Consider the following 20,970-nt stretch of genomic DNA (forward strand, 5'->3'; position numbering starts at 1 on the left):
GCGAGAAGAACGCATCGCAGTGGTCTCGCCACTTGCTTTGCGGTCACCTGCTGGACGGCCGGGAGGCTGAGCTATCTGCCGTTCAGACGATCAGAACGAGACTCAGCCCGAAATCGCAACGCTCGCCGGCTTTTGCACTTCCTTGACCATGCCGCTGGTATCGCCGCCGAAATATTTCTCGAACAGCTTCTGATATTCGCCGTTCTGCTTGATCTTGGAGAGGCCGTCATTGATCTTCCCGGCCAGCTCGGGCTTTTGTTTGCTGATTGCGATGCCGTAATATTCGCCGGTCAGCAGTGGGCCGACGATCTTGACGTCGTCATGGGCGGTTTTGAAATTGACGTTGACCGGATTGTCGAAGATGACGGCGTCGGCCCCACCAGTCTCAAGCGCCTGATAGGCGGCATCGATGTTCTGGAATTGCTTGATGTAGTCGGACTGGAAGCCCTTGCCCGTCATATAGTCCACCGACGAGGTGGCTTTCTTGGTGGCAACCACGTGGCCCTTAAGGTCGTCGAAACCCTTGATGTCGGAGTCTTTCTTGACCAGCACCGAAAGGCCGGACTTGTAATAGGCGTCGCTGAAATCGACGTTCTGCATCCGGCTGGTCTTGATCGTGATCCCTGCGACCGCCGCGTCGATCGATCCCGCCTGCAGGCTCGGGATAATTCCGTTGAACGGCAGTGTCTTCAGGCTGACCGTCATACCTTCCGCCTTGGCGATTGCCTTGATCATGTCGATGTCGAAGCCGGTAACCTCGCCGTTCGTCTCCGTCTCGAACGGCGGGAAGGTGGTATCCGCGCCGACGACGATGTTGGTCCCGCTTTGCGCGAGCGCCACCGACGTCGCGCCGTATGCAAGCATGAGGCCGGAAGCCAGTGATGTGACCAGCACGATGAGCGACTTGTTTTTCACAGATGTCTCCTTTCGGCGGGCATTCGTCAGCTTCGAGCAAATCAACGATGAGGAGCGGTGCGTGAATGCATGAACTCTGGGCCCGTCCAGAGCCATCTGGATCGGCAGGGACCCAAGTCAAGGCTTGGAGATGCTTCACATTTGCGTTTTGGATTGGGCCACGATTGCCGCTCTTTTCAGGGGGCGGCGACCCAGTTGGCGGGGCGGCGCCTATGCCAGCTTGGCCAGCAGCTTCATGAAAGTGGCGGCCTCCTTGGCCGTGAGCGGCGCCAGCGTTTCCTGCGTGATCTCCCTTGCAAGCGGGATCAGGCGCTCGATCGCGTCGCGGCCCTCGGCCGTCAGGTTGACCAGCAGCCGCCTTTTGTCGACCTCATGCCTGGAAAGCTCGACCAGGCCGCGCGCCTTCAGCCGGTCGATGACGCCCTTTACCGTTGCGGCGTCCATGGCGATCAGCGTGCCCAGTTGGTTCTGCGAAGTCTCGCCGACATCATGCAGCTTGGCCAGTGCTGCGAATTGCGGCGGCGTCAGGTCGGCGATACGGGCGGCGAAGATCGAGACGTGGCGCTGGTGCGCCTTGCGCAGGATGAAGCCGACCTGTTCCTGCAGCAGGTAATCGTGATCGTCGGCGTCTTCGACCTCGACGAGCTTGAGCAGATTGTCCTCGCCGCTCACCGCAACCCGTCCCAGGCTTTTATCTCGTCCGCCGCGAGGCCACCCATGCGATTATGGATGCGCGGGCCGCAGGTCATGGCCAGGCAGAACAGGATCTCGTCGGAACGCGGGCCGTCGCTGACGCCGACTTCCATGGCGTCGAAATGGCTGCGCACATAGGCGGCGTTGATATGGCCGAGCGGCACGTCGAGCTTCGAGCCGAAGGCGCCGACCTTCTTGGCCGAGGGCACGATCGCCTTGGCATTGCCGAGCCGCTCCCGCATCGCGTAGCCGCCCGGCACATGCCAGAGCGCGCCGTGCTCCAGTTCGCCCGCGGTGCCGACGATGGCGCCCTTGCCGTAGCCGTCGATCTGTTTCACGTCGCCGCCGAGTGCGGCGATCAGCCGGTCGGCGAGCAGCAGGCCGAGCGGCTTCAGATCGTCCATGGCGCTCTGCAGATCCTCGACATAGCGTCCGGCGAACGGGTTCCTGACCACGGCCATGGCGGCAGCACGCCGGCGCGGCACCGCGGCGACAGGCCCGCCTTCGTGAAAGATCTCTTCGCTCAGCACCGCGATCTTGCGGATCGGAAACTCAGGCATGGGCAACTTCCTCCGGTTCATGCTTGTTGGGCGCGCCGAGTGCAACGGAGCCACTGACGCGGGCCTCCCCGCCAAGAAACAGCGCCGATGCGGCAACCAGGCCGCGCCGGCGAAAATCTTCGGCGACGGCAAGGCCATTGTCCAGCGCCCGCGCCACCTCATCAGCTACAAGCGTGCCGACGCCTTGTGTCACCAGCCGCGCGCCTAGATCGCTGTCGGGCGACAGGTCGCGTGCGGGAATGCGCCTGATGGCGGGATTGCCGGGCAGGTCCACCGCGTTGGCGATGAGCGTCGCCGCCGCATCGGCCTCGGCGCCGGTCCGCGCGAGCACGGTGACGGCATCGGCAATGCCAAGCGAGAAAGAGCGGCCACGCCAGCCGCTGGTTGCGACGCCACGCACGCCATCCTCGGCGCGGATCGTGATCCGGTCGGCCATGCCGTTGCCGGTGCCGGCGACCGCCAATCCCATGGATCGGCCCGCGCCGATGTGGAGGGCACTGTCGCCGCCATTGTTGACATAGGCGCGATCGAGCTTGCGACCCGCAAGCAGCGCGGCAAGCATTTCGTCGGCTATCGATCCAGCAACGGCGGCCATCGGCGTGATAAAGCATTCCGCCAACGGCATGACGGCTGCTTCCATGCGGCGCGCCGTCGGGCCGGCGAAGGCGCGCGGCGCCAGGAAAAATGCCTGAAGGCGCAGTTCGGGAAGCTCCTCGACCAACTCGATCAGGATCGTCTGGAAGCGCGCGACGGCCTGGGCGTAGGCGGCGCGACACTCATCGGCCTCGCCAAAGGCCTCGACGATCAGGTCGATCGGCCCGTGGTTGAGATGCAGCCGCTTGCCGTCCTGAAGCCAATGCGCTTGCGGGCCTTCCATCAGCCAGCCCCGTTGGAGCCCGCGCGGCGCAACTGCGCCAGCGGCGGCCATGGATTGCTGGACGGGGCACCCGTGCCGCGCCGGGGGTTGAGATACTCGCCGCCCTTGGCGACGATGTCCGCAACGCTGCGAATTTCGGCCTCGTAGCCACCGAGCCTGATGTAATCGTCGCGGCGCAAGGTGAATTCGATCGGCGCCACCAGCGCCGGCGTCGGCACGTAGCCGAAGGCGCCTTCCGGAACCCTGCTGACATCGACCATCAGCGTGATGCCGCCGCCCGGCCAGACATAGACCGGCGCGCCACCCACGGTGACGTAGGTTCTCAGGCCCTGCACCGAACGGGTGAGATTGACCGGGTTTTCGGTGACGCCGGCACGCAGCGACCCGCCGGCGCCGCCGATGAATAGCACGGTGCACAAAGCCGGCTCGCAATTGTCCTCGATCAGGTTGACGGATTTCTGCAGCCGTTCCGGAAACGGCTTTTCGACGGGCTTCAGCTCGTCATCGAGTTCGTAATAGGCGAACTGCTCGCCGGTGGTCGAAACCATCAGCAGCGACAGGCCCGGCCGCGCGCCCTTCTTGGCATTCCACTCGCCGAGGATCGACAGCGGATCGGAAATGCTGGTGCCGCCCCAACCGAGGCCGGGCTCGGAGACCTTGAAATAGCGGCCCGGTGTGGAGCGGCGGCCGATGATCTTGATGCCGGTATCCTGCCAGCCCAGCACCTTGCCGGCTTGATGCTCGGAGACGACCCCGGTGATGTGGTCGTCGACCACCACGACCTCGTCGACCAGGCCGCGCCACTGCGTGGCGAACATGCCGATGGTGGCCGAGCCGCAGCCGACGCGCATGCGGTGTTCCTGCTTGCCGTCGATGACTGGCGGTTTGCCGGCTTCGACAATGACCGTGGCGCCGCCGTCTATGCTGAGTTCCACAGGTTTGCGGTTGCACAAATTGAGCAGCGCGTCGCAAGTGGCGCGGCCCTCCGCCCTGGAGCCGCCGGTCAGATGATGCACGCCGCCCAGCGACAGCATCTGCGAGCCGTATTCGCCCGTCGTGACGTGGCCGACGGCCTCGCCCTCTGCCCGCACAACAGCCGTTTCGGGTCCGATATGACGGTCGGTGTCGATCTTCACCTTGACGCCGCAATAGGAGAAGATGCCTTCGGTCACCACGGTGACGAGATCGACGCCTTCGACCTCCTGGCTGACGATGAAGGGCGCCGGCTTGTAGTCGGGATAGGTCGTGCCGGCGCCGATCGCCGTGACGAAACGGCGGCCAGTGTTGACCAGTTCGCCGTCCCACTGTTCGCCCTCGGCGACAAAGGGCACCATGGTAGCGCCGGTTTCGGCTGCGTGGTCGAGGATGGCCAGCGGGTCCATGCGCACGATCCGGCCCGCGACATTGCCATAGCGGTCGCAGGCGCCGGTGCGCCCGTCTGCGATGTAGCACATGACGGGACAGGCGTCGCAGCGGATCTTTTCCGCCACCAGCTTCTCGCCGGGTTCATGGGTTTCGAAGCGTTCGGCAAGCTCGCTCATGCACGTGCCTCCTTCTCGCGGATGGCCGCCAGGATGCGGCTTGGCGTTGCCGGCACCTTTGTGACCAGCACGCCGGTGGCGTGACGGATGGCATTGAGGATCGCCGGCGCCGTCGGGATCAGCACGTGCTCGCCAAGGCCCTTGGCGCCGAACGGTCCTTCCGGATCGGGCACCTCGATGAGGATGGTCTCGATCGGCGGCACGTCGCCAATGGTCGGGATGAGATAATCGTGCAGGTTCTCGGTGCGGCCGGGGATGTATTCTTCCATCAACGCCATGCCGATGCCTTGCGCGATGCCGCCTTCGATCTGGCCCTCGACCAGCAGCGGATTGATCGCCTTGCCGACGTCATGCGCCGCGATGATCCTGATCAGCCTGACCGTGCCGAGCTTGAGATCGACCTCGAGCTCGGCGATCTGCGCGCCGTAGCCATAGACCGCATAGGGCTTGCCCTGGCCCTTGGCATCGAGCGGCAGGGTTGGCGGGTCATAGGTCTCCTCGGCGCGGAAGACGAAGCCCTCGGCATCCGCATCGAGCGAGGCAAGATCGATACGGCGCGTCGCCTCGCCTTCGCGGATGACAATCGCCGAGCCATCCAGTTGAAGGGAAGCCTTGTCCGAGACATTGGCAAAGCGCAGGATCTTTTCGCGCAGGGCCCGGCCCGCCCTCTCGGCCGCCTTGCCGGTCACAAAAGTCTGTCGCGAGGCCGAAGTCTTGCCGGCGTCGGGGCTGATCGCCGTATCGGCGCTCTTCAGCCGGAATTTTTCCAGCGGCAGCCCGAGCGCGTCGGCGCAGATCTGCGTGATGACGGTGTTGGAGCCCTGGCCGATGTCGACGGCGCCCTGATGCAGGATGACCATGCCGTCAGCCGCGATGCCTACCCGGATGGTCGAGGGATTGGGCAGCGAGGTGTTGCCGCAACCATACCAGCACGAAGCGACGCCGATGCCGCGTTTTCTGTCGATACTGGCACGGTTGAAACCATCCGCATCGGCCATAGCCCGCACCCAATGCGGCCGCAGGGCTTCGAGGCACTCGGCGATGCCGACGCCAGACTCCAGAAGCTGCCCGGTAACCGTTTCGGATCCGTTCCGAAGGCAGTTCTTCAGACGAAACTCAAGCCGATCCATGCCGAGCTTGCCGGCGAGCTCGTCATAGAGCGTCTCTTGCATGATCGTCGCCTGCGGCACGCCGAAGCCACGGAAGGCACCGGCGATCGGCCCATGGGTGTGGATGGCGCGGCCCTCTGCACGATAGTTGGGCGTCGCATAGGGGCCGGAGGCGTGCACCGGCACGCGGTTGGCGACCGTCGGGCCCCAGCTGGCATAAGCGCCGGTGTTGAAATCGCCCTCGAAGACCATGCCGGTGACGTAGCCGTCGGCATCGGCGCCGATGGTGGCCTTCATCTGGGCCGGATGGCGCTTGGTGGTCGAAATCATGGATTCGCTGCGGGTGTAGGCAAGGGCCGTGGGCCGTCCCGTCTTCAGCGCCACGAGGCCGATGAGCGGTTGCAGGGAAACGTCGAGCTTGGAGCCAAAGCCGCCGCCAGTCGCGGTCGGCACGATGCGCACCTTGTCGACGGCGAGGCCGAGCACTTTAGCTGTATCGTCACGGTCCATGTAGGGCGCCTGGGTGCAGGCGACGACGACAAGCGTATCGCCGTCGAGATATGCATAGCCGGCTTCCGGTTCGATATAGGCGTGCTCGACATAGGAGGTGTCGATCCGGCCGCTGGCGGTGACGGCCGCACCGGCAAGCGCCGACTCGGGATCGCCGCGCTCGACAAAGCCCTTGGTCAACAAATTGGCCGGGCGGCTCTCATGGATCAGCGCCGCACCTTCGGCCTGCGCGTCGCTGGGCTGGAGCACATGCGGCAGTTCGATCCAGCGGATAGGGAAATCCGACAGATCGAGATCGAGGATCGCCTCGCGCTCACCGGCTACCAGGGCGACCGCCTCGCCGCGAAGCCGGACAAAGCCTTCGGCCAGCGCCGGCTGGTCGGCGAACGGGCCGATCACGCCGAAACAGTTTTTCCCCGGGATATCGTCGGCCGTGAAAACGCCCGCGATACCGGGATGGTTTCTCGCCCAGCCATCGATGTCGCCGAAGGCGAAGCCGGCATGATAATGCGGCGAGCGGATCACCAGCACGGCCAGCGCATCGGCCGGGAAGGAATCGCCACCGAATTTTTCATCGCCCGTTACCTTCGGCACGCCATCGAGCCTGACCGGCGAAGCCCCAACGGCATGGCCCGAGGCCGGCATCCTCCGATCGAAATCGCGATCCAGTTCATAAAGTTGGCGCTGCCCCTCACCCTTACCCTCTCCCCGTAAGGGGCGGGGAGAGGGGGGCGCCAACGCTGGAGCGCTTCCCTTCTCTCCGTCACTATAGGGGGAGAAGGTGCCGGCAGGCGGATGAGGGGCAGCGCTATCCGTCGATGGCTTTATTGCAAATTGTCCGGCCTTCATCACCGCCGCGATGATCTTCCGATAGCCGGTGCAGCGGCAGAGTATCCCACCCAGCGCATCCTGCACCTCGGTCTCGGTCGGACTGGGTTTCGTGTCCAGCAGCGCGGTTGCCGCGACCAGCAGCGCCGGCGTGCAGATACCGCATTGCGCGGCGCCATGCGCCAGGAACGAGGCTTGCAGCGCCGACAGCCGGCCATTGGCGAGGCCCTCGACCGTCGTCACCGCGGTGCCGGCAGCGGAAGCCGCCGGCATCAGGCAGGCGCAGACGGGATCGCCGTCGACCAGCACCGTGCAGGCGCCGCAGTCGCCGGCGTCGCAACCGACCTTTGTGCCGGTGAGCCGCAATTCGTCCCGCAGCACAGAGGACAGCCGACGCAGCGGCGGCACGTTGACCGAGACGGCGGCGCCGTTGACCGCGAAGGCGATATCGGCGTGATCCATGCTCATGCGGCCACCTTGTCGCCTGTCGGCTTGCCCGCGGCCTCGAGCACGGCGCGCGCAACGATCTCGCGCACCGCGTCGAGCCTGTATTCGGCGCTGCCGCGCACGTCGGCGATCGGCGACAGCTCAGCCATCGGCGCCGAACGGACCGCGACAACAAGCCCGGCGTCCAGGGGAAGCCCGCGCAACGCCGCCTCGACACCGCCAAGCCGCTTGGCAACGGCGGAACACGAGCCCACGGCGACGGCCGCATCCGCGACAGTGCCATTTTCGACAACCAGACGCGCAGCCACCATGGCGATGGAGATGACGAGGTAGCGCCGGGCGCCGAGCTTGACGAAGGCCGATGTGCCGGTGGGTTTCGGCACGCGAATGGCCGTCACCATCTCGCCAGGCTGCAAGGCCGTGCGGCGGTTGCCCAGGATGAACTCCGGCAAGGACAGATGGCGTGTCGCCGCCGCCGAGCGCAGCTCGACCTCGGCGTCGAGCACGAGCAGCCCCGGCACGCCGTCTGCGGCCGGCGAAGCGTTGCAGAGATTGCCGGCGACCGAGGCGACGTTCTGGATCTGCGCCGAGCCGACCTCGCGCGCCGCCTGTTTCAGTGCGTCAAAGGCTGGCGGCAGGGGCAGGCGGATGACATCGGTCCATGTCGTGCGCGCGCCGATGATCCAGTGGCTGCCGGTCTCGGCGATGCCGCGCAGCGCCGTCAGGCCGTTGATGTCGAGGACATTGTCGCGAAACGGCTTGCTGCCTTGTGCCGGATAGAAATCCGTGCCGCCCGCAAGAATACGCCAGGCGCCCTCGCCAAGCAGCGCGAGCGCCTCGTCGACCGTGGTGGGTTTCGCGTAACGGATCACGCTTTCCTTCCCAATTAAGGTGGGCCTTCCCAACAAAATGGGCCTTCCCGGAAATCGGCCCTCCCAAGGCGCTTGCTCCCGGGGATATCTTGCCGGTTTCAATCCGGCAAATTCATTCGTATGCAAATGATATCAAGACGGCGGAAATTGTCAAAGCCAGAGTTTGCGGCGGCGCCCGTGTGGCTGGCATCGCCACGCATTTGTTATGCCGCTGGAGGTTGACGCGGCCCGCCATCTGGTCAAGTTTCTCCCTCCGGTCGCGCCAGCGGCTTTTTCTTTCGCCCGGTCCCTCGTTCGGAACCCGAGCCCTAGCCTGACAGGAAGGAAACCCCATGGCCGACGAAGCGCTCGTTGTCATCGACCTGCAGAACGATTTTTGCCCGGGCGGCGCGCTGGCCGTTGCCGGCGGCGACGAGATCGTGCCGCTGGTCAATGACATGATCCGGCGAACCGACCATGTCGTGCTGACGCAGGACTGGCACCCCGCCGGCCATTCCAGCTTTGCCTCCAGCCATCCCGGCGCGCAGCCTTTTTCGACGATCGAGATGCTCTATGGTCCGCAGACGCTGTGGCCGGATCATTGCATTCAGGGCAGTCTCGGCTCGGATTTCCATTCCGGCCTTGCCTGGACCAAGGCCGAACTCGTCATACGCAAGGGATTTCGTCCAGCCATCGACAGCTACTCCGCCTTCTTCGAGAACGATCACGCGACGCCCACCGGGCTCGCCGGCTATCTCCGTGAGCGCGGCATCGACACGCTGACCCTGGTCGGCCTAGCGACCGATTTCTGTGTCGCCTTCTCGGCGCTGGATGCGGTCAAACAGGGTTTTAGCACCACGGTCAGGCTCGATGCCTGCCGTGGCATCGATCTCAACGGATCGCTCGAGACAATGCTGGCGAAAATGCGCGATGCCGGCGTGACGCTCGAAGATCACACTTCGGGCTGACCGCACCGTGGGGGGCAGAAGGGGATCCATGCCGATGGCGATCGGGGCGGCCGGTGCGATCGTCGTCGCGATGCTGTTTCCGGTGTCGGCCTTCGCGGCCGACGAACACGGCCTGCCTGGCGCCACGATGTCGCTCTGGTGGGCGCTGCCTTTTGCCGGGCTGCTCCTGTCGATCGCGACCGGTCCGCTGCTGTTCCACCATGTCTGGGAACATCACTACGGCAAGATCGCGGCCTTGTGGGCGGCGCTGGTGATCGTGCCGCTCGCGGTCGCCTTCGGCGCCCCGGCGGCAACCGAGGCGGTGCTGCACGCGCTGCTCACCGAATACATGTCGTTCATTGTCCTGCTGTTTGCGCTCTACACGATTTCGGGCGGCATCCTGCTTGCCGGCAACATCCACGGCACACCGCTGGTCAATGCCGGACTGCTGGCGGTCGGGGCGCTGCTTGCCTCGGTGATCGGCACGACGGGCGCCTCGATGATCCTGATCCGGCCGATCCTGCGCGCCAACGACAACAGGCCTTTCAATGGCCATGTCGTCATCTTCTTCATTTTCCTGGTATCCAACATTGGCGGCTCGCTGACGCCGCTCGGCGACCCGCCGCTGTTCGTCGGCTTCCTGCGCGGCGTCGATTTCTTCTGGACGACCACCAACCTCTACCGGGAGACGCTGTTCGTCGGCGTCGTCGTGCTGGCGGTGTTCCTGGCGATCGACCTCATCCTGCACCGGCGCGAGGCCGGCGCGCCGAAGATCAAGGATCCAACACCGGATACGAAAGTGCGTCTGCGCGGCCTGGCCAACCTTCCGCTGCTGGTCGGTGTGATCGGCGCCATCCTGCTGTCGGCGGCCTGGAAGCCGGGCGTGAGCTTTTCCGTGTTCGGCGTCGGTCTCGAGCTGCAGAACCTGGTACGCGACGCGGTCATTCTCGCGCTGGCCCTGCTATCGCTTCCCCTCTCGTACAAGAGCCACCGCCAAGCGAACGGTTTCAATTGGGGTCCGATCGCGGAAGTGGCCAAATTGTTCGCCGGCATCTTCATATGCATCGTTCCGGTGGTCGCCATTTTGAGAGCCGGCCATGACGGCGCGCTGGCGCCGCTGGTCGCGCTCGTCACGTCGGCACAAGGCACGCCCAACGACCTCGCCTATTTCTGGCTGACCGGGGCGCTGTCGTCCTTCCTCGACAATGCGCCGACCTATCTGGTGTTTTTCGAGCTGGCGGGCGGCGATCCTCAGCACCTGATGACGGAGTTCGCCTCGACGCTCGCCGCGATCTCGGCGGGCGCCGTGTTCATGGGCGCCAACACCTATGTCGGCAACGCACCCAACTTCATGGTCTATGCCATTGCCAGACATCGCGGCGTCAAGATGCCGGGCTTCTTCGGCTATATGCTGTGGTCCGGGCTGGTGCTGATCCCGACCTTCCTGATCGCGGGTTTTCTGTTTTTCCGCTAAGCTCATTCGACGCAATTCCCAAGGGAAAGCGCTACGCGCTTTTCCCGGGAAAACCGCTACACCCTTTTCCTGGAATTGCTCTCGTCAGCCGACGCCGACATAGCGCCGGACCGCCGACGGGTCGGCGCGCAGGGCCTCGACATCGACCGTCTCGCGGTTGCGGCCGTTTTCGATGAAGCAGACACGATCGGCAACCGACAGCACGGCATCGACCCGCTGCTCGACCAGGATGGTGGAGACACCCATCTCGCGCAGCTTCGACACCGTCTCGCGGATCTTGGCGATCATCGACGGCATCAGCCCTTCGGTCGGCTCATCGAGCAAAAGCACCTGCGGCTCGAGGCAGAGCGCCCGCGCCATCGCCAGCATCTGCTGTTCGCCTCCGGACAAGGTGCCCGAGCGCTGCCTCAGCCGCTGGCGCAGCAGCGGGAAGAGATCGAGGACGTTCTCGCGTGTCGCCTTGTCCTTGCCGCGCGCCATCAGCCCGATCTCGATATTTTCGGCCACCGTCATCTCGGCGAACAATCGCCTTCCCTGCGGCACATAGGCGACGCCGGCTTTCGGCACTTCATGCGCCGGCAGGCCGGTCAATTCCCGGCCAGCGAGCCTGATCGAGCCGGCACTGGCCGGAACCAGGCCCATGATCGCTTTCAGCGTCGTCGTCTTGCCGGCGCCGTTGCGGCCGAACAGGCACAGCACCTCGCCCTTGTTCAGCACGAGATCGAGGCCGTAGAGCACCTGGACTTCGCCATGGAAGCAATCCAGCCCCGAGATCACCAGTGCATCGGTCTTGCTCGTCTCCGTCATGGGGCGGTCCCCAGATAGGCTTCCTGCACCGCGGCGTTCTCACGGATGGCTTCGGGCGCACCCTCGGCGAGGATCCTGCCGGCGTTGAGGACGGTGATGCGGTGCGCGAGCTGCATGACGACCGGCATGTTGTGCTCGATCAGCAGCACGGTGGCGTTCCCTGCGATGTCGCGCACGACCTCGATGAAATTGTCGATCTCGCTATCGGCCAGGCCTTGCGTCGGCTCGTCGAGGATCAGCAGGCGCGGCTTCAGCGCCAGGCCCATCGCCACTTCCAGCAATCGCTGATGGCCGTAGGACAATTGCCCGGCCGGCATGTGGGCGCGATCAGCCAGCCCGGTGCGTTCAAGCGCCGACATGACGCCGGCACGCACAGCACCCTTCGAGCGGCCGTCGCCCAGCGTGCGCTGCACCGGCAGCGCGACATTGTCATAGGCGCTGAGGTTGGCGAAGACGCTGGTGATCTGGAAGGTGTAGGCAATACCCCGGCGAACCCTGACATAGGCCGGCAGGCCGGTGATGTCGGCGCCGTCGAAGAGGATTGCTCCCGAAGAGGGCCGGATGCGGCCGCTGACCAGGCTGACGAAAGTGGTCTTGCCCGCGCCGTTGGGGCCGATGACGGCGCGGATTTCTCCGGGCATCAAGGTGAAGTCGACATTGTCGACGGCGCGCAGGCCACCGAAATTGCGCGACAGGGCCTTGGTGGTCAGCAGCGGCGTCATGGCAGCCACCCGAGCCAGCGTTGGCGGATGCTGCCGAGAATGCCCTTCGGGAAGAACAGCACCAGCAGGATCAGTGCGATGCCGACGATCAGCAGATAAGCCGATGTGTAGCCGCTGGTGACGTCGATGACATAGTACATGAACAGCGTGCCGATCAGCGGCCCGAGCGTTGTCGCCGCACCCCCGAGCAGCACCCACAGCAGCGGCAGGATCGAATACTGCACCGAGGCGAAGCTCGAGCCGACATAGCCGAACAGCAGCGCGTAGGCGGCGCCGGACGCCGCACAGATCGCGCCGGAGACGACGACGGCGGCGAGCTTGTTGGAGAAGGTGTCGTAGCCCAGCATCTTCGTCCGTTCCTCGTTCTCCCTGATTGCGACCAGCACGCGGCCATGTCTGGAACGGACGACGGCGAGCGTGATCAGCAGCACGAGAGAGAACAAGCCGAGCGCCGTCATGTAGCGCACGGTCGGGTTGGTGAGGTCGAGCGAGGTCGCGCCGAAAGTGAGGACACGCGCCGGCTGCGGCACGACCATGCCCTGATCACCCCCGGTCCAGGCCGCGAAATAGAGGATGGCGAGATAAAACACCTGGGCGAACATCATAGTGACGATCATGAAGGCGACACCCGTGGTGCGCAGCGCCAGGAGGCCGATGATCAGCGAAAGAACCACTCCGCAGCCGAGACCAGCGGCGAACGCCGCCGGCACGCTCCAGCCGAGCTGGATGACGGCGAGCCCGGCGCCATAAAGCCCGGCGCCGAAGAACATGGCATGGCCGAGGCTGAGCAGGCCGACATAGCCGAACAGCATGTTGTAGCCCATGGCGAAGACCGCCAGCACCATGATGCGGGCGAGCAGACCGTGATAATAGTCCGGCAGCAGCAAGCTCAGCACGAAGAGCAGGGCGATGACGCCGAGATGCAGTGCATAGGCCTTTGCCGGCGAAGCTTCGCTCATCGCGACGCCGTCCCGAACAGGCCTTGCGGCCGGAACACCAGCACCATGGCGACCAGCAGGGTGGCGATGATCTTGGCCAGCGTCGGCGAGAAGAACATCGAGATGATGCCGTCGGACAGGCCGATCAGCACGGCGGCGACGACGGTGCCGCGCAGCGAGCCGAGGCCGCCGATGATGACGACAATGAAGGACAAGAGCAGCGGATCCTGCCCCATCAGGTAATGCGCCTGGCTGATCGGCACGATCAGCACCGCGGCAATCGCCGCCAGCATGGCGCCGAGCGCGAAGACGCCGCCATAGACGCGGCCGACCGGGATGCCGAAGGCTTGCGCCGTCTCGCTGTCATACTGCGTGGCGCGCATGATGAGACCAATTTTCGTGCGCGTCAGCACCAGCCATGTCGCGATCAGCAGGAGAGCGGAGGCGGCGATAACAGACAGCTTGTAGCCGGAATAGCCGAACCACGGCAAAAGGATGCGGTAGCTGAACGGCGGCTCGACCGGCCGCGCTTCGGGACCATAGAAAGTCAGCGCCAGCTGCTGGATGATGTAGAGCATGCCGATGGTGGCGACGATGGTGGCTTCCGGATTGTAGTTGAGCCGGCGCAGCACCAGCCGTTCGGCGACCAGCGCGATGGCGCCGACGATCAGCGGCGCGATCACCAGCGCCGCCAGGAAGCCCAGGGCCGGGTGGCCGCCGACTGCCGATGTGATCGCCCAGGCAAGTACGGCGCCCAGCATGAAGAACTCGCCATGCGCGACGTTGACGACACGCATCACGCCGAACACCAGCGACAGGCCAAGCGCGGTCAGCGCCAGCACGGCCGAGGTGACGAGGCCTTCGAGGGCGGCGAGGAGGAGGTGAGGGCCGAAGTGCATCTATGCACCAGCGGATGCGCGAGGCACCCTTGCTGGAATGAGCCTAGAGCGCCTGCGTCGTGTAATCCCCTTCGGCCTCGTAAAGCCCGTCCTCGATCTTGGTCTTGTGGACGACCTTGAGCTTGCCGCCTTCGACCTTGGAGATGTTCTGGATGCCAAAGCACTGGTGGATCTTGCCGTTGAAGGTTTTCGGCCCCTGCGGATGCTCCGGCCCTTCGGCGAATTCCTTCAGCGCCTCGGTCGCCTCGACCAGCTTGGCGCGATCTTCCGGCCCCTTGTAGCCAGCGTCCTCCATCGCCTTCTTGACGACGTAGAGCGTTTCCCAGCAGCCGAACATGTGCGCGGCGGTGGAGACGTCCTTGGGGTCGCCGACGGCGGCGCCATTGTCGTCGATGCCGACGGCGGCGCGATAGGCTTTCTGCGCTTCGGTGTCATCGGGCTGGGCGTAGCGCGGCGAGCCTTCCCAGAAATGGCTTCCGTCGAGGAATTCGAGGCCGGGGCTGTTGATGTCGACGGCCTCGAGCGAATCGATGAAGCCGAAGAGCTGCGGCCGGTTGGAGCCGTAGAACTCGCCGAGTTCCTTGACGAAGGTGAGCACCGCGGGGCCGACCATGACGTGGTAGATGACCTCGGTCTCGGCAGGGATCTGCGGGAAGTATTTGGTGAAGGAACTCTCCGTCGGCGGGATGGCGATCTGCGCGATCACCTCGGCGCCTTGCGCCTTCAGCGCCGGGGGCAGGTAGTCGCGATGGTCGTAGCCGAAGGCGAAATCGGGGAAGATCTGCGTCACCTTCTTGCCGGCATTGGCCGCGATCCACGGCGCCATCGACTGGATCTGGCTCTTCACGTCGGTGATGCCGGGTTGGAAGACGTAGCGGTTGAGCTTGGTCGAGGCGACGTGGTGACCTTCGCTGACGACGAAGTAGGGCATCTTGTTTTCGCCGGCGGCAGGCGCCGAGCCGATGACGACATGCGAGAACAGCGTGCCGAAGACGATGTCGGTCTTGTGCTGGGTGGCGAACTTGCCGACCACTTCGGCGCCGCGGCCGGGATCGGTGCCGTCATCCTCGATGATAACCTCGACCTGACGGCCATTGATGCCGCCGGCGGCGTTGATCGCCTTGATCGCGGCGGCGGTGGTCTTCTCGTACCAGCGGCCATAGGCAGCACCAATGCCGGTGCGGTGCGACTGGAAACCGATCTTGATCGGCGCGGAGCTTTGCGCCTGGGAATAGCGGACGAAGCCGGGCGCCATGGCGACGCCGGCGCCGGCGGCCAGACCCTTTAGCGCCGTGCGGCGGGTAAGCGTGGTTTTGGAGAGGTCGAAAAATCCGTTCTTGTCAGTCACGTTCGTTCCCCTGTTTTTGTGTTTTGACCAACGATAAGGCGGCTCGAACATCCTCGGCAAGAGGATGCAAAATTGCATGTGTACAAACTAAATCACCAAAGGCCTGACCTGGCAAGCGAGCTTTCCGCCGGGGCATGGCTCACCCGGATGGCCCACGCGGACAGCTTGTCTCATCCGACTGTCGGCGTGGCAAGCAGCCAAAGGCCGAAAATGGTGTAGGCGATCATCAAGACGGTGAGCGGAAACTGGCTGAGCGCGGCGCGGGCCGGCTGCGGGTGCAGGCGCCAGGCAAAGCCGTGGGCGACGAGAACCGCGAGGACATGGCCAAGGATGATGGCGCCGGCCTGGATGTTCCACAGCCACCACGCCGACGCCGCGCCGGCAACGATGCCGGCTTCGACCTGGATGTCGGCGGTGCCGAACAGATTCCAGCCCAGTGCGAAGGGGTCGGACAGGGCGGCCAAGGCATATTGGCCGTCGACCAGCAGCGCCGTCAGATAGTGCGCGACATGATAGGCGAGCGCGATCGGCACGATCGACCACACCAGCAGACCCGCCGCCTGGGCGAGCGGCTGGTCGCTGCCGGCAAGGCGCTGGCCGAGGACCACGGCAAGCAGGAACACTGCCGCGAGCAGCACGAATGTCAGGACAAGGCCAAGGCTGCCGCTGCCGATCACCGCCGAACGGCCGGGAAATTCCAGTGGATTGATGCCGAACAGGCCGAGCCAGAAGAAGGTCTTCGACAAGCCGTCGAAGGAGACCGAGGACAGAGCGAGCAGCAGGAAGGCGATGCCGCTGGCCGGCAAAGGCTCGGCCGTGAGCAGCTTGGCGCCCGGCCAGCACAGCGCAAGACGGCCTTTGTCGCCGCGCTCGACCGGCGCGAAGCGCGCCACCATCGAAAAGAAGATGCCGAGGAATTCACCGCTGCGGCCCCATTTGTCGTAGCCGAACACCAGCATGGCCATCAATGTGAACAGCCAATAGAGGCCGGCGACCCATGCAAGCCGTGCCGGATCGTCAGGAGCTGGATAGACGAGTTCGAACCAGGCAAAGGCGATGAACATGACGACGGCCGGCCAGCGGCCAAGCGACTGCGGAAGTTGCCAGGCCGCCTCGTCGCCTCTGCCGCTTAGCCGTGACAGCAGCCGCCATGGCCCGTACCAGGGGTTGAGCCACGCCCAGAGATCGCCGAATACGCCTTGCAGCAGCGTCAGTCCGGCCCATAGCAGCGTCCAGATCACCAGTGGCAGCGGGTTGGAGAGGGGATCGCGGCTGCCGAGGAAGCCGGCGGCGACGAGAATTGCAAAGCCGGCAAAGGAGATCAGGCTGACGGTGGTTCGGGTGGCGTCGCGGAAGGCGAATAGCGGCAGGCGGCGGCGCCAGAAACGGTCAATCCAATCCGCCGGCAGCAGCGCCAGCACGAGGAAACTGGCGGCTACGGCGAAGGCGCCGCCGATGAGATAGTAGCCGGTGGGGAGCAGGAGGACGTGGCCGCGGTCGGAGGCGTGCGCGAAGGCGGGCGTGGGGGAGACGAACCATACGGCGGCAAGCAAGAGGGCCAATGACGGACCGTGGCGTTCTACGGCGCCCCCCTCTGTCCTGCCGGACATCTCCCCCACGAGGGGGGAGATTGGCTGGCCGTGTCGTCGACGCTTTTCTTGCAACGTCGGCAATTGGCGAAGGCGGAGACAAAGTCCAATCTCCCCCCTCGTGGGGGAGATGTCCGGCAGGACAGAGGGGGGCGCGACGGAACTCGACCTATCCAGGTTTTCCATCCCGCGCGCCCATCCCTCAAACCTTGACCAGTTGCTCCACGCGATCCTTCTGCCCGAAAATCCTCAAATACCGCTCGATCTCCTTGAGATCGCCGGTCGCCTTGGCCGGGTTGTCGGAAAGCTTGACCGCCGGCCTTCCATTGGCCTCGGTGACCTTGCAGACCAGCGATATGGCGTCGAGGCTGTTGGTCTCGGTCGGCGCGCAGCCTTCGAAATCATTGGTCAGGTTGGTGCCCCAGCCGAAGGACATGCGCACCTTGCCCTTGAAGTGGCGGTAGGTCTCCTCGATGGTTTCGACCTCGAGCCCGTCGGAGAAGATCAGCAGCTTCTGCCTGGGGTCCTTGCCCTTTTCGCGCCACCACGACAGGATTTTTTCGCCGCCCTCGATGGGCGGCGCGCTGTCGGGACGGAAGCCGGTCCAGTCGGCGACCCAGTCCGGCGCGTCACGCAGGAAGGAAGCGGTACCGAAGGCGTCGGGCAGCACGATCAGCAGATTGCCGCCATAGTAGCGCTGCCAGTCCTGCAGCACCTTGTAGGGCGACTGCTTCAGCTCTTTTTCCGAATTGGCCAGTGCCGCGAACACCATCGGCAATTCATGCGCGTTGGTGCCGAGCGCTTCGAGGTCATTGTCCATGGCCAGCAGCACATTGGAGGTGCCGGTGAACGCCTCGCCTACGCCTTCCTTGAGTGCCTCCACGCACCAGCGCTGCCACAGGAAGGAATGGCGCCGGCGAGTGCCGAAATCGGAAATGCGGATGCCGGGCAGCGCCTTCAGCCGTTCGGTCTTAGCCCACATCTTGGCCTTGGCGCGAGCATAGAGCACATCGAGTGCGAAGGGCCCGAACGATCGCAAAGCGGCGCGCGAGCGCAATTCGTTGATGATGGCAAGCGCCGGGATTTCCCACAGCGTCGTGTACATCCAGGGGCCGCTGAAGGTCAGCTCATACTGGCCGTCGCGCTTCGACAGCTCGTATTCCGGCAGCCGAAAACCTTCCAGCCAGGCGAGGAACTCCGGCTCGAAAATCTGCTTGCGGCCGTAGAAATTGTTGCCGCCCAGCCAGATCATCTCCTTCTTGGAGAAGCGTAGCGTGCGGGCATGGTCGAGCTGTTCGCGCAACTCGCCTTCGTCGATCTCGTCGGCCAGCCGCACCGGAATGGTGCGGTTGATCAAGGAGAAAGTGGCATCGACCTTGGGGTACATGCCCCAGATCATCTGCAGCATCAAAAGCTTGTAGAAGTCGGTGTCGAGCAGGCTGCGCACGATCGGGTCGAGCTTCCAGGTGTGGTTATAGACGCGCCGCGCAATATCGGTCTTGGCCATGTCTCGTTACCGCCTTCGCTGCCCTGCCACCACAATAGCGACAGGCCTCATAGCATCGAATTGACCAAAACGCTGCTTGCTTTCAGGCTGGCCCGACAAAAAGAAAGTCCTGCGTGCGGCTACGAGGGTTTGCCGCCCATCACCTTGAGCGCGGGACGTTTGCGGCGGATGACGAGGCGGCCCGCCACCGGAGCGTCGGCGCGGCTGTCATCCCCGGCCTTCTCGGCGAACAGCCAGTCGATAAACACCTGCACGATCGGCGTCGCCCGCATTTCGTTGCGGCAAACGACATAGAAATCATCGACCGCCGGCACCGACAGGCTGAACGGCGCGACCAGCATGCCCCTGGCGAGCAGCGCGCTTGCCGTGACGGAATCGCCCAGCGCCACGCCATGGCCATGGACGGCGGCTTCCGCCGTCATGCGCGCATCGCCGAGATGATGGCGACGGCCGCGCTCCAGGTCCAGCGCGTCGGCGGCGGCCAGCCATGTGTGCCATTCGCGGCCATCGTCACCGTGCAGCAGGACATGGTCGGCGAGGTCGCGAACGTTGCGGATCGGCCGGTTGTTGATCAGCGTCGGGCTGACCACCGGGAACAGCTCCAGGCCCGACCATTTGCGCATCCAGCAATCGGCCCAGCTGCCATCGCCATAGTGCACGCAGACATCGATATGCGGCGCCCGGATATCCCTGGGGTCGTTGGAGGGAATGAGCGTCAGCTGGATATCGGGATATTGCGCGGTGAAGCTGCCGAGCCTCGGCGTCATCCACAAAAGCAGCAGCGCCGGCACGCAGGACACCGACAGCGCGCCGCTGCTTGCCGGCCGCGTCAGCCGCTGCGTGGCGGCGGCTATGCCGTCGAAGGCCGTTGATACCGCCGGCAAAAGTTCGGCGCCATGTGGGGTCAGCTTGACCCGCTGGCCGACCCGCTCGAACAGCTTGACGCCAAGCGATTGTTCCAGCGCCTTGATCTGGTGGCTGACGGCGCCATGCGTGACATTCAGCTCACTCGCCGCCTTGGTCAGCGAGGCATGGCGCGCCGTGGCCTCGAAGGCGCGCAGCGGGTTGAGAGGTGGCAAGCGCTTGGCCATGGATGCTCGGCTTCATTGTGAGATTTTCTCACAGAAACCACCCTAACAATATCAATTGCTTTTTCAAAGCGGCTGCCGGAGACTTTGCCCCAAGACAACATGAAGACCTGAATTTGCAGACAGCCAGCGGGACAGCAGCCCGGCCGGATGACGGTCGGCTCGCCCGAGGTCACCAATTGCAACGCTGCATCGGCTGAGGAGAAGCGGATATGGGATACGATCGCGGCAAGCTCGACGCGTTGCGTCGCAAATATGGCGAGAGCCATGGCGGCGAGATGTTCGACCCGAAATTCCGCAAGGTCGCGGACAAGATCTTCTCCAAGAGCGGCACGCGGCTGGCGCCCTATTCCGGCATCCCGACCTTCCTCACCGCGCCCTACCGTGAAATCGCGGCGGACAATCCGGACTTCGGCGATCTGCAGGTGGCGATCATTGGCGTGCCGATGGATCTCGGCGTCACCAACCGGCCGGGCTCGCGCTTCGGGCCGCGCGCATTGCGGGCCATCGAGCGCATCGGCCCCTACAACCATGTGCTGGAATGCGCGCCGACGCATGAGCTCAGGGTGGCCGACATCGGCGACGTTCCGTTCCAGAGCCGCTACAGGCTGGAGACCAGCCATGAGGACATCGAGCGCCGCATCAACCAGATCGTCGACGCCGGCGTCATCCCGTTGTCGGTCGGCGGCGACCACTCGATCACGCACCCGATCCTGAAGGCGGTCGGCAAGAAGACGCCGGTCGGGCTGATCCACATCGACGCCCATTGCGACACCAGCGGCCTGTTCGACCTGACCAAATTCCACCACGGTGGCCCGTTCCGCAACGCCGTGCTCGATGGCGTGCTCGATCCGACACGCACCATCCAGATCGGCATTCGCGGCGCGGCCGAGTATCTGTGGGAGTTCACCTACGAATCCGGGATGACCGTGGTCCATGCCGAGGAGGTGACCGGGCTCGGCGTCCCCGCCATCATCGAGAAGGCGCGCAAGATCGTTGGCGATGGCCCGACCTATGTGTCCTTCGACATCGACAGCGTCGACCCGGCCTTCGCGCCGGGCACGGGCACGCCGGAAGTCGGCGGGCTGACGACGCGCGAGGTGCTTGAATTGCTGCGCGGCCTCAAGGGCCTCAACATTGTCGGCGGCGACGTCGTCGAGGTGGCGCCGCAATATGACGCGACCACCAACACCGCGCATGCCGGCGCCCAGGTGCTGTTCGAGATCCTGAGCCTGATGGTGTTCAGCCCGGCCCTCACCGGCAAGGGAGCCTGACGGTCAGAAAAGCAAAGGCGGCCGCCGCGCTGGAGCCGGCGGCCGA

18 protein-coding genes are annotated in these 20,970 nt (G+C 64.7%); 3 read left to right on the plus strand and 15 right to left on the minus strand.

Annotation, left to right across the window (positions count from 1 at the left end; genetic code table 11):
* Positions 1-102: 102 nt before the first annotated feature.
* The 7 genes from LB536_RS08595 to LB536_RS08625 form a co-directional block, all read right to left on the minus strand.
* Positions 103-915 carry a basic amino acid ABC transporter substrate-binding protein gene (locus tag LB536_RS08595; protein WP_181182918.1) on the minus strand — a complete coding sequence of 271 codons (813 nt, stop codon included), beginning with the start codon at positions 913-915 and terminating at the stop codon, positions 103-105.
* 210 nt (positions 916-1,125) lie between these two features.
* The gene (locus LB536_RS08600; protein ID WP_224591027.1) at positions 1,126-1,587 is read right to left on the minus strand and encodes a MarR family winged helix-turn-helix transcriptional regulator; all 462 of its coding nucleotides are present in this window, start codon (positions 1,585-1,587) and stop codon (positions 1,126-1,128) included.
* Positions 1,584-2,168, minus strand: coding sequence for an amino acid synthesis family protein (locus LB536_RS08605; RefSeq protein ID WP_140757358.1), 585 nt, complete (start codon positions 2,166-2,168; stop codon positions 1,584-1,586). Before LB536_RS08605 ends, LB536_RS08600 begins: the two co-directional genes overlap by 4 nt.
* A complete protein-coding gene (locus LB536_RS08610; protein ID WP_140757357.1) occupies positions 2,161-3,045 on the minus strand; it encodes a UPF0280 family protein in 885 nt (294 codons plus the stop codon). The genes LB536_RS08605 and LB536_RS08610 overlap by 8 nt, the downstream gene beginning before the upstream one ends.
* Entirely contained in the window at positions 3,045-4,586 is a 1,542-nt protein-coding gene (locus LB536_RS08615; RefSeq protein WP_224591029.1) for a 6-hydroxynicotinate reductase, read from the minus strand. Before LB536_RS08615 ends, LB536_RS08610 begins: the two co-directional genes overlap by 1 nt.
* Entirely contained in the window at positions 4,583-7,501 is a 2,919-nt protein-coding gene (locus tag LB536_RS08620; protein ID WP_411966537.1) for a molybdopterin-dependent oxidoreductase, read from the minus strand. Before LB536_RS08620 ends, LB536_RS08615 begins: the two co-directional genes overlap by 4 nt.
* Complete coding sequence (locus LB536_RS08625; RefSeq protein ID WP_224591031.1) at positions 7,498-8,352, minus strand: FAD binding domain-containing protein; 855 nt, start codon at positions 8,350-8,352, stop codon at positions 7,498-7,500. Before LB536_RS08625 ends, LB536_RS08620 begins: the two co-directional genes overlap by 4 nt.
* A 332-nt stretch (positions 8,353-8,684) precedes the next feature.
* On the opposite strand from LB536_RS08625, the gene pncA reads away from it, so the two are divergent.
* Both pncA and LB536_RS08635 read left to right on the plus strand, forming a co-directional pair.
* Positions 8,685-9,299, plus strand: a complete 615-nt coding sequence (pncA, locus tag LB536_RS08630; RefSeq protein ID WP_140812350.1) for a bifunctional nicotinamidase/pyrazinamidase — start codon at positions 8,685-8,687, stop codon at positions 9,297-9,299.
* A 28-nt stretch (positions 9,300-9,327) separates the two neighbouring features.
* Positions 9,328-10,752 (plus strand): sodium:proton antiporter, encoded by a 1,425-nt coding sequence (locus LB536_RS08635; protein ID WP_224591033.1) that lies wholly within the window; start codon positions 9,328-9,330, stop codon positions 10,750-10,752.
* Positions 10,753-10,836: 84 nt separating this feature from the next.
* Here the strand turns inward: LB536_RS08635 and LB536_RS08640 are convergent, their stop codons facing one another.
* The 8 genes from LB536_RS08640 to gcvA all read right to left on the minus strand — a co-directional run bounded on the left by LB536_RS08640 (position 10,837) and on the right by gcvA (position 19,653).
* A complete protein-coding gene (locus LB536_RS08640) occupies positions 10,837-11,559 on the minus strand; it encodes an ABC transporter ATP-binding protein (protein WP_224591035.1) in 723 nt (240 codons plus the stop codon).
* Complete coding sequence (locus LB536_RS08645) at positions 11,556-12,281, minus strand: ABC transporter ATP-binding protein (protein ID WP_224591037.1); 726 nt, start codon at positions 12,279-12,281, stop codon at positions 11,556-11,558. The genes LB536_RS08640 and LB536_RS08645 overlap by 4 nt, the downstream gene beginning before the upstream one ends.
* Positions 12,278-13,240 (minus strand): branched-chain amino acid ABC transporter permease, encoded by a 963-nt coding sequence (locus LB536_RS08650; RefSeq protein ID WP_224591039.1) that lies wholly within the window; start codon positions 13,238-13,240, stop codon positions 12,278-12,280. The genes LB536_RS08645 and LB536_RS08650 overlap by 4 nt, the downstream gene beginning before the upstream one ends.
* Positions 13,237-14,118: a branched-chain amino acid ABC transporter permease gene (locus LB536_RS08655; RefSeq protein WP_224591041.1), complete on the minus strand. Its 882-nt coding sequence runs from the start codon at positions 14,116-14,118 to the stop codon at positions 13,237-13,239. Before LB536_RS08655 ends, LB536_RS08650 begins: the two co-directional genes overlap by 4 nt.
* Positions 14,119-14,161: 43 nt before the next feature.
* Positions 14,162-15,466 (minus strand): ABC transporter substrate-binding protein, encoded by a 1,305-nt coding sequence (locus LB536_RS08660; RefSeq protein ID WP_224591051.1) that lies wholly within the window; start codon positions 15,464-15,466, stop codon positions 14,162-14,164.
* 170 nt (positions 15,467-15,636) lie between these two features.
* Positions 15,637-17,076: a hypothetical protein gene (locus tag LB536_RS08665; protein WP_224591053.1), complete on the minus strand. Its 1,440-nt coding sequence runs from the start codon at positions 17,074-17,076 to the stop codon at positions 15,637-15,639.
* Between the two features lie 181 nt (positions 17,077-17,257).
* Positions 17,258-18,562, minus strand: coding sequence for a nicotinate phosphoribosyltransferase (gene pncB / locus LB536_RS08670; RefSeq protein WP_140812341.1), 1,305 nt, complete (start codon positions 18,560-18,562; stop codon positions 17,258-17,260).
* A gap of 119 nt (positions 18,563-18,681) precedes the next feature.
* Positions 18,682-19,653 carry a transcriptional regulator GcvA gene (gcvA, locus tag LB536_RS08675; protein ID WP_140812340.1) on the minus strand — a complete coding sequence of 324 codons (972 nt, stop codon included), beginning with the start codon at positions 19,651-19,653 and terminating at the stop codon, positions 18,682-18,684.
* Between the two features lie 209 nt (positions 19,654-19,862).
* Between gcvA and speB the strand changes: the two genes are divergently transcribed.
* Positions 19,863-20,924 carry an agmatinase gene (gene speB / locus LB536_RS08680; protein ID WP_224591055.1) on the plus strand — a complete coding sequence of 354 codons (1,062 nt, stop codon included), beginning with the start codon at positions 19,863-19,865 and terminating at the stop codon, positions 20,922-20,924.
* Positions 20,925-20,970: the final 46 nt, after the last annotated feature.

The organism is Mesorhizobium sp. ES1-3 (genome assembly GCF_020164795.1).
In the GTDB taxonomy this organism is placed as follows: Bacteria; Pseudomonadota; Alphaproteobacteria; order Rhizobiales; family Rhizobiaceae; genus Mesorhizobium.

Bases quoted from the DNA above. Each gene is read 5' to 3' on its own strand.
- pncB (WP_140812341.1), bottom strand. From the start codon at position 18,562: ATGGCCAAGACCGATATTGCGCGGCGCGTCTATAACCACACCTGGAAG.
- LB536_RS08605 (WP_140757358.1), bottom strand. From the start codon at position 2,168: ATGCCTGAGTTTCCGATCCGCAAGATCGCGGTGCTGAGCGAAGAGATC.
- LB536_RS08635 (WP_224591033.1), top strand. From the start codon at position 9,328: ATGCCGATGGCGATCGGGGCGGCCGGTGCGATCGTCGTCGCGATGCTG.
- LB536_RS08615 (WP_224591029.1), bottom strand. From the start codon at position 4,586: ATGAGCGAGCTTGCCGAACGCTTCGAAACCCATGAACCCGGCGAGAAG.
- LB536_RS08665 (WP_224591053.1), bottom strand. From the start codon at position 17,076: ATGTCCGGCAGGACAGAGGGGGGCGCCGTAGAACGCCACGGTCCGTCA.
- LB536_RS08620 (WP_411966537.1), bottom strand. From the start codon at position 7,501: ATGAGCATGGATCACGCCGATATCGCCTTCGCGGTCAACGGCGCCGCC.
- speB (WP_224591055.1), top strand. From the start codon at position 19,863: ATGGGATACGATCGCGGCAAGCTCGACGCGTTGCGTCGCAAATATGGC.
- LB536_RS08655 (WP_224591041.1), bottom strand. From the start codon at position 14,118: ATGCACTTCGGCCCTCACCTCCTCCTCGCCGCCCTCGAAGGCCTCGTC.
- LB536_RS08645 (WP_224591037.1), bottom strand. From the start codon at position 12,281: ATGACGCCGCTGCTGACCACCAAGGCCCTGTCGCGCAATTTCGGTGGC.
- pncA (WP_140812350.1), top strand. From the start codon at position 8,685: ATGGCCGACGAAGCGCTCGTTGTCATCGACCTGCAGAACGATTTTTGC.
- gcvA (WP_140812340.1), bottom strand. From the start codon at position 19,653: ATGGCCAAGCGCTTGCCACCTCTCAACCCGCTGCGCGCCTTCGAGGCC.
- LB536_RS08640 (WP_224591035.1), bottom strand. From the start codon at position 11,559: ATGACGGAGACGAGCAAGACCGATGCACTGGTGATCTCGGGGCTGGAT.
- LB536_RS08610 (WP_140757357.1), bottom strand. From the start codon at position 3,045: ATGGAAGGCCCGCAAGCGCATTGGCTTCAGGACGGCAAGCGGCTGCAT.
- LB536_RS08650 (WP_224591039.1), bottom strand. From the start codon at position 13,240: ATGAGCGAAGCTTCGCCGGCAAAGGCCTATGCACTGCATCTCGGCGTC.